This window comes from Arsenophonus endosymbiont of Bemisia tabaci Q2, assembly GCF_902713415.1.
Taxonomy (GTDB): Bacteria; Pseudomonadota; Gammaproteobacteria; order Enterobacterales; family Enterobacteriaceae; genus Arsenophonus.
Genome location: NZ_CACTIE010000180.1, coordinates 1 through 7,077 on the forward strand (window position 1 = coordinate 1; position 7,077 = coordinate 7,077).

General features: G+C 36.1%; 7 protein-coding genes and 1 pseudogene. 5 read left to right on the forward strand and 3 right to left on the reverse strand.

All coding sequences use genetic code 11. The features are described from left to right. Positions 1–84 precede the first annotated feature (84 nt). The 5 genes and pseudogenes from ARSQ2_RS09330 to hemW form a co-directional block, all read left to right on the forward strand. Positions 85–433: pseudogene (locus tag ARSQ2_RS09330) on the forward strand (YggS family pyridoxal phosphate-dependent enzyme); the annotation flags it as partial. Positions 434–517: 84 nt separating this feature from the next. Then, positions 518–1,210, forward strand: a complete 693-nt coding sequence (locus ARSQ2_RS09335; RefSeq protein WP_338078283.1) for a pyrroline-5-carboxylate reductase — start codon at positions 518–520, stop codon at positions 1,208–1,210. A gap of 110 nt (positions 1,211–1,320) precedes the next feature. After that, on the forward strand, positions 1,321–1,908 hold the full coding sequence (locus ARSQ2_RS09340) for a YggT family protein (RefSeq protein ID WP_181995127.1): 588 nt from the start codon (positions 1,321–1,323) through the stop codon (positions 1,906–1,908). Between the two features lie 15 nt (positions 1,909–1,923). After that, a complete protein-coding gene (gene rdgB, locus ARSQ2_RS09345) occupies positions 1,924–2,517 on the forward strand; it encodes an RdgB/HAM1 family non-canonical purine NTP pyrophosphatase (protein ID WP_181995128.1) in 594 nt (197 codons plus the stop codon). Further along, entirely contained in the window at positions 2,510–3,640 is a 1,131-nt protein-coding gene (gene hemW / locus ARSQ2_RS09350; protein ID WP_181995129.1) for a radical SAM family heme chaperone HemW, read from the forward strand. Before rdgB ends, hemW begins: the two co-directional genes overlap by 8 nt. A gap of 82 nt (positions 3,641–3,722) precedes the next feature. Here hemW and ARSQ2_RS09355 read toward each other — a convergent pair whose 3' ends face one another. The 3 genes from ARSQ2_RS09355 to glsB form a co-directional block, all read right to left on the reverse strand. Next, entirely contained in the window at positions 3,723–4,775 is a 1,053-nt protein-coding gene (locus ARSQ2_RS09355; RefSeq protein ID WP_181995130.1) for a hypothetical protein, read from the reverse strand. A gap of 439 nt (positions 4,776–5,214) precedes the next feature. After that, a complete protein-coding gene (locus ARSQ2_RS09360; protein WP_181995131.1) occupies positions 5,215–5,934 on the reverse strand; it encodes a DUF2884 family protein in 720 nt (239 codons plus the stop codon). 38 nt (positions 5,935–5,972) lie between these two features. Then, complete coding sequence (glsB, locus tag ARSQ2_RS09365; protein ID WP_181995132.1) at positions 5,973–6,905, reverse strand: glutaminase B; 933 nt, start codon at positions 6,903–6,905, stop codon at positions 5,973–5,975. Positions 6,906–7,077 lie beyond the last annotated feature (172 nt).

Sequence of the window (7,077 nt, forward strand, 5' to 3'; positions counted from 1 at the left end):
GTCTTAATTTTGATTACAAAATATATGTTTTTCTCCAATATAAATTTACTGATATAGAGTAATTACTTGTAATCATTTTAAAGTCGCCCAGCTATAAATAAAGCGCCACTAAACGTGCTAATCCAAATGAATATCAGTGATGAAATAAGTAAATTAGGTATCACACCAGCAGAGTTAGATAAATTAGCGGCTGAAATTGTATTATTACCAAACGTAAAATTACGTGGTTTAATGGCAATTCCAGCGCCAAATAATGAGCTTAGCCAACAGATGTCAATTTTTTGTAGCATGGAAAATTTATTCAATCGGTTAAAAAAGCAATATCCACATATTGATACGCTTTCAATGGGCATGACCGCAGATCTTGATATTGCAATTGCTTTTGGTTCAACATTAGTCAGAATTGGCAACAGCTATTTTTGGTTCCCGATAATGAATCAATTTGAAAATCAAGGCAATCAATAAAAGGAGCAATATAATGCAACAGCGAAAAATTACCTTTATCGGCGCTGGGAATATGGCTCACGCGATTATTGCCGGATTAATTTCAGCTGGCTATCCGGTAAATAAAATCACAGTCTGCTCCCCCACCAGCAAAAATCGCGATCAACTGCTAAAAAAATATGGCATACATGGAAAAAGCGATAACGCTGATGCAAGCAAACATGCAGATGTTATTATGCTTGCTGTTAAGCCCCAGATTATGGAAACTGTATGTCAATCACTAAAAAAACAGGCTAATTTTGCCAATAAACCGGTTTTGACAATTGCCGCTGAAATTCCGGTGAAACGTTATCAAAAATATCTCCCGACTAATATAAGTCTGGTGCGTGTTATGCCTAACACGCCATCTCTAGTAGACCAAGGTGTTAGTGGTTTGTATGCCATGGATTCAGTATCAGAGAATGATAAAACTTTTGCCACAGAACTAATGGCAAGTATTGGCAAAGTTTTTTTGCTGGCTAACGAAGCCGCAATTAATGATATTATTGCTGTTACTGGTAGTTCACCTGCTTACTTTTTCTTATTTATGGAATTAATGCAACAGGAGGCTGAACGACTTAGTTTTGATAGTAAAACAGCAAGAGAGCTGGTTTTATATACCACCCAAGGTTCTGCTGCTCTGGCGGCAACCAAATCAGATCTCTCTTTTGTGACACTAAGAGAACAAGTGACTTCGAAAGGCGGCACTACGGCTATAAAGCCTTAGAGCAGTTTTATCAAGCTAATTTATCTCAAATTTTCACGAACGCAATGCGTGCTGCAATCCGCCGCGCTGAAGAAATAGAAAAAACAATATTGATTTATCAAGATAATTAAATGCAATTTTTAACTTTTATCGTACCAACCATTATTCAACTATACATTATTATTTTATTGCTACGAGTTTGGATGCAATGGGTTAGAGCGGATTTCTATAATCCATTTTACCAATTTGTGGTCAAAACAACTCAACTAATTTTAGGGCCCTTACGGCGCTTTATTCCTGCCATTGGAGCTATTGATACCGCAACTTTATTGGTCGCTTATATTCTTACCATAGCCAATATTCTTTTTGTCATGTGGGAAACGAACACGCTCGTTTTAATCAGCATAGCGCTATTACCTATTAGCTTTATTCAATTATTAACTTATGCCGGCAAGTTAGTTTTTTGGCTGATCTTAATTCGAGCTATTCTTAGTTGGATAAGCCAAGGTCGTAATCCTATTGATTATATGCTTATGCAATTAACTGAACCTTTAATGTCACCTATTCGTCGTATTATCCCTGCTATGGGCGGGTTAGATTTCTCAGCCATGATTGTAATGCTGATTTTGATTGCTTTAAATTATCTTCGCCTGGATATTTTGCTATTCATTCATCCGACTATTACCAGCATACTCTATTCAGTTGGCTATTTAATGTAAAGGTGAGCAAATTTCATGCATAAAGTGGTATTAGCAACGGGTAATGCCGGCAAGGTAAGTGAATTCGCTAAACTGTTAAAAGAATGTAACTTAAATATTATTGCCCAAACTGAGTTATCTATTAGTGCAATTGAAGAAACTGGGCTAACTTTTGTTGAAAATGCGATATTAAAAGCACGTCATGCGGCAAAAGCCTCTGGTTTCGCCGCCATTGCCGATGATTCAGGCCTTTCGGTTAATGCGTTAAAAGGTGCGCCGGGGATCTATTCAGCTCGCTTTGCCGGTGAAAATGCATCTGACGAAGAAAATTTGCACAAACTATTATCCACCATGAAAGATATTCCGGACAACCAACGCCAAGCTCAATTCCATTGTGTACTCGTTTATCTGCGCCATTTTGCCGACCCAACACCGATTATATGTCACGGTATATGGCAAGGTGTGCTAACCGATGAACCTAAAGGTAGCAACGGTTTTGGTTATGATCTGATTTTTTATGACAGCAAACTAAAACTTACCGCAGCTCAATTAACCAAAGTGCAAAAAAATGCAGTATCGCATCGTGGGCAAGCATTAAAAATGTTATTAGGATCTTTAACTAATGCTTAAATTACCGCCATTGAGTCTGTATGTGCATATTCCCTGGTGCGTGCAAAAATGCCCTTATTGTGATTTTAATTCACATGCACTAAAAGGTGAGTTGCCCCAACAAGAATATGTCACACATCTACTAACCGATCTTCAAGCTGACCTTGCACTGATAAATGGTCGTCAAGTTAAGAGTATTTTCATTGGTGGCGGTACACCCAGTCTTTTCGACGTTAAGGCAATGCAATCTTTGCTTGATGGTATACGTCAAAGATTATCCCTGGCAGCTGATGCCGAAATCACCATGGAGGCAAATCCTGGTACCGTTGAGGCTGAACGTTTTAGCCAATATCAACAAGCTGGCATTAATCGGATTTCTATTGGAGTACAAAGTTTTGCTGTCGATAAACTCACAAGATTAGCCAGAATACATGGCCCCGAAGAAGCTATCCAAGCCGCTTGTCTGGCTTCAGCATTAAATTTACGTAGTTTTAATCTTGATCTAATGCATGGTTTACCTGATCAGTCACTTGAACAGGCACTTTCTGATCTGCAACAAGCAATTGATTTATCTCCGCCTCACATTTCTTGGTATCAATTCACGATTGAACCGAATACCTATTTTGGCTCCTGCCCGCCAGTATTACCTAATGATGATGCACTGTGGAAAATTTTTTCAGAAGGACATCAGCTACTTAATAAAGCCGGATATCAACAATATGAAATATCTGGTTATGGCAAGCCTGGCTATCAGTGTCAGCACAATTTAAATTATTGGCGTTTTGGCGATTATCTAGGAATTGGCTGTGGCGCACACGGAAAAATCTCTTTTGCCGGTGGTCGTATTTTGCGAACAATGAAAACGAAAGATCCCCGTGGCTATCTATCGGGGAACTATCTCTATCACCAAAAGAAAGTAAACCAACCAGATAGGCCTTTTGAATTCTTTATGAATCGTTTTCGCTTGCTTGAGGCAGTACCAAGACAGGATTTTATTGATTACACCGGTTTAGCGGAAAATGTCATTCGTAGTCAACTTGATAACGCGCTGGAGGAAGGTTATATCACAGAAACAAAATTGAGCTGGCAGATCACCGAACAAGGCAAATTATTTCTCAATTTTTTGTTAACACTATTTTTATAAAGCCATTTACATCCCACCCTAAATGGGATGTAAATGACGGCATATTATTCTACTTTTCTAATCAACTATACTCTTTTATCTACTATAGTATTTCTATTATAGTATTTCTATGCTTACCATCTGCATCATCGATATTAGGTTGATGAATGCCAAATAATTTACCTAATGTCCTATCACCAATAACCTGTTCATTTAGTGATTGAATAGTTTCCGCACTGATAAGAGGACTTTTATTTTCAATTAGAATCTTAATGGGATCATACCTACCATTCGGCCAATCAATGGGATTACCCTTTTTCAGACTCTGAATAAAAATATCAATATGTGGAGCTACTGCATACTTTAGCATGGTATTTTGCCCAGTACGATTATTACTTTGTAAGCACAATTCTCTCAAATTGTGATAATTTCGACTTTGCAATGCATTCTTTAAAAGAGCACCTCTAAATTCACCGTGTAAATTATCTCTATTAGAAAATTCTAAACTTCCTTCTTTGAAGCGGGCAATAAATTTTTCTGAATCAGCAACTTGTTCGATTGCATAAAAATTTTTATGGCTATACTTCCGGTTGTCTAGGTCTTTTTCAAGCTGCTGGCGTATTTTTTCATTATCACTCATACATTGGATACTAGCCCTGATATAGTCATCATTACTATCATTTCGAATACCAAAAATATCAGGGTTATCAGATATATATTGGCGAAAAGCCATGCCTGTCATAACTGCACAAAAAGCTCCATAAGAAGTGGTTGGACTATCAACTATCTCATTAGCTTGTATCTCATTAGCTTGATATACAGTATGTTCTGCGATCTGTAATCGATAATTCCATTTACCGTATATATTAGGTGGATGAGCATCAATGGTAAAATCTTTTTTGTGTTCAGGTTTGGCTAAATCAATCAATCGTTCAAATTTCAGTAGTTGTTTATTTGGTGAAGTATCATGGCATGCCGGCTGATTAATATGATCAAATAATATCTCTATTGCTTGCCGCTTCAGGCCACCGTGAAAAAAGTCTTTAATCCGATCCCATAACCCCATATTTTGCGCTTCAGCCAATGTTTCTGCATTCATAACGCGATTAAGTCGACTTTCACTAAAGTTATAATTGTAATTATTGCCTAAATTCAATATAGTAGAGATGCATTGCACTCTCTATCAAAAATAAATTTTTCAGTAATTTATTTCAAACAAAAGGTTTTCTTATTAAGCTTTATACCTAATATTCTATTTTTGTTGAAATTAATCACTAGAAAAACAGTTTATTTAACGATAAGCATTGTTATGCCTATAAATTATACTAATTTTTAGGATTACTATATCGGGTATTACACTGATTTTTGTCACTTTCATATCCCAAGTACAGCGACATTTATTTTGTCAGGCTAAATTTAGCTAAAATAAAAAATGGGAATATTGAGCTTAACCTGACTAATATCTGCAACAACAACAGATAAAAACCAGATTAAACTTTATTGATTGGATAAATCTCGATCAAATTAAACGCTTAATTTAGTAATAACTTGGTTAAATTGCACGCTTAAAATAAAATATATGATAGTTTAAAAAATTATTTCAACTTATTTAATAGATCAATACGAAGCTGCTCCATATGGCCAATTTTATGACAAACTTGTTGACCAAACTGGCGAAAATTATTTTCCTGCTTTTTCCATTCTAAATCCTGCTGTAATCCGCTTAGTCCACCCAGCAAATTTTGCAGCGACTGGTTTGCATCACTACCCGTCAATAATTGTTTACGGCCCATTTCATTAATACTATCTTGCAATATTCCACCTAAACTTTCATTGACTAAAATACGGCTGTCAGCTTCAATCGTTTTTAACTGCTGATGATGAAAGATCAGGCTATCGGCGCGTTTTTCAATAACTTTATCAATCTGCTTATTCAAATTTTGTTTTAGTGTATTTAAGCGATTTCTCACTTGACTGTCTTGTCCCATTACCCGAATAACCAGATTATCGAGTATTTCCTTAGCTTCAACTAATTTCTGCTCAGTATGCTGTTTGATCCATGGTAAATTTGCACGAACCACGCTTTGATAAGCAACGGCATGTTCTCTTTGCATCGGGGTTAACGGCAATACTTTATTATTAAAGGTAACTTCACCATCAGGTGTGATCTGCAAATTCCCACTGGCACCTTTTATTTGTATCTGCTGTTTGCTAATAATAATGTCACCTTTAAGATTTACAGAACATTGATGATCTTTCGCTACGACAAAAGTTGCCATCAATAATGTGCAAACAATTAGTATAATACGTAACATATTTTCTCCTTTAACCCACAGCTTTGTATTGCCATATACTAAAAAACGGAGCGACCTATTCGTTGCGATAATAATTCTAAGGCAGCGCAACCTGCCAAAGAGTTCCCTGATTTATTCAATTCAGGTGACCATACCGCTACTGTAAAAGCATTAGGCACAACACAAATGATGCCACCGCCAACACCTGATTTACCGGGCATTCCAATACGAAAAGCAAATTCACCAGAACCATCATACATCCCACAAGTCATCATCAAGGCATTAATTTGTCGGGCTTGAATTGGTGTGATGATCTGATCATTATTTAATAATCGTCCATTGTTGGCTAAATAATTAAAACATTGAGCCAATTCCACACAATTCATACTTATTGAACAATAATGAAAATAAGTTTCTAATACCGCTAAAACATCGCTCTTGAAATTACCAAAAGATTTCATTAAATAGGCAATTGCTGCATTGCGACTCGCATGCTCCATTTCCGATTTCGCAACTTGGTTATCATAACTAATATCCGTTTGACCAGTAAGAAAACGAACAAACTCCAGCATTCGTTGCTTAGGTGTGCTAAACCGAAACTGCAACATATCAGTAATAATAATAGCCCCGGCATTAATAAAAGGATTCCGCGGTATCCCCTTTTCCATTTCTAATTGTACCAATGAATTAAAGGGTAATCCTGACGGCTCTTTACCAACTCGAGACCAAATTTCATCTTTCCGGTAACGGGTCATCGCTAAGGTAAGACAAAGTACTTTAGAAATTGACTGAATAGAAAAACGCTCATATGCATCACCGGCTGAAAATATCTTTCCTTCGACAGTACAAACAGCCATTGCCAAATGATGATTCGGCACTTCTGCTAACGCTGGGATATAATTTGCTACTTTTCCTTGTCCGATCAGAGCACGGACCTGTTGTAAAATATCTATGAGTAATGTATTAGAAAGCGTTGTGTTTAAAGTTTTCATATCTTAATACTATCCGATATTATTTTTATTTCCTATAAATTATCATTATAAAAATATAATCTATTTATTAAAATAATTTTTATCTATTTCCTATTTATGCTTAAAATTAATTTAATTGATGATTAAAAAATTTAATTAATTTCAAAACTCATAATTATCAAGTATCTATTAT